Below are 1,498 nucleotides of genomic sequence, written 5' to 3' on the forward strand. Positions count from 1 at the left end.
CAGTGATATAAGCACAATCGGTGCGGGGATAACTGAGTAGTTTGTCTTCGTATAAACTCTGAATGGCCGCCAAAGTCTGGCTGGCACTGGCGTGATAACGTTTATTCATGGCACTTTGGAGACTGGATAGTGAGAATAGTTGGGGACTAGCACGCTTTTTAGCCTGGTTTTGAATGCCCTTGATTAAACCAGCCTGTGAGCCCTTCTGAACGTGTTTAGATTGCATGAATGTCATTAGCCCTATTTCGTCTTTAAATCGCTGATAGGGGTCTAATTTTGCGACAAATTTTTGCTGATTAGCAAGAATTTCAGCATTTAGTTCAAAATAGGGTTCCGGCTTAAAGTTTTTGATTGCCTGGTCTCTTTGATAAACCATATACAAAGTTGGCGTCTGTACTCGACCAATCGAGTACACCCCACGTACCCCTTTTTGTCTTAATAACAAGGTGTATAAGGGACTACCATTCATTCCAATTAACCAATCGCTAATTTGACGGGTTTGGGCTTCTTTATAAGCCAAATAGTCTTTGTGCCAATCGCCAAGATTTTTGAATCCGGTAATAATGGCGTCTTTTTCCAAACTATTCAACCATAGCCGCTTAATGGTCTTCTTTTTAACGTCAATCTGGGCTTGGCTCATGATTGACCATGCGATATTGGAGCCTTCCCGACCACTATCGGTAGCAACAATAATGGTATCGGCCTTCGTTAACAGATCTTTGACGATCCCGTATTGGTCCTTTTTACTAGCTGACACTTCAAACTTGTATTTATCGGGGAAAATCGGTAAATTAGATAAGGCCCATTGCTGGTATTTCCGATCATATTTATCCGGTGTGGCTAGTTCAACTAAGTGTCCGAGACCATACGTGACAAGCGTATTCTCGGGCAAAACAGGGTCACTAACCGTATAGTAACCCTGTTTTTTTGTGCTCTTTTGAAAGGCTTGGACGTATGAACGGGCTTGACTGGGTTTTTCAGCTAAGATAACAGTGGTCATGTTCGTTCACTCCTTATGATTCAGCTTTTGTTCTAATTCTGTTTTGCCTTGTTCAGCCACTTTCAACCAAGTTTCACGGCGCAATTCTTATTGTTGCTCTATCGATTGTTGCTTCAAATAATGTTGATACCGGTTGATGGCTTTGAGATCTGCATAGGCTGACTAACGGAATAATAAGCCACCCAGCAGTAAAACTAAGGCCATTAGCGCAGTTCCTAAAAAATCGGTATGGTTCGCCGTGAAAAGCTCTTGGTATAAATCCATTAACATGAGGTAAATTCCCATTATATAGAAGACCATGCTAACTAAGTTATCAAAATAGTAAGACAGCTTAGTCCGCCGTGAAGGTGTTGCAAAAGGGTCGGTTCGCATATCTTTTTTGACTTTTTCCAATAACCAGTGTGCGATTTTCTTCATAACTATTTTTCCTCCTAGTGGTTACGGAAATAATTTTGAAACATTCTCATGGCACCCATACCAGCACTTTTAGTCACACCG

The 1,498-nt window shown here is 41.4% G+C and carries 1 protein-coding gene and 1 pseudogene; both read right to left on the minus strand.

What is annotated here, in order from left to right:
* Positions 1 to 1,000, minus strand: a 1,000-nt coding sequence (locus FHL06_RS12915; protein ID WP_238334049.1) for a DNA topoisomerase, incomplete at its 3' end; no start/stop codon positions are given.
* Between the two features lie 6 nt (positions 1,001 to 1,006).
* Positions 1,007 to 1,417, minus strand: a pseudogene (locus FHL06_RS12920) (hypothetical protein).
* Between the last annotated feature and the right edge of the window lie 81 nt (positions 1,418 to 1,498).

It is taken from the genome of Companilactobacillus halodurans (assembly GCF_009600985.1).
Lineage (GTDB): Bacteria > Bacillota > Bacilli > Lactobacillales > Lactobacillaceae > Companilactobacillus > Companilactobacillus halodurans.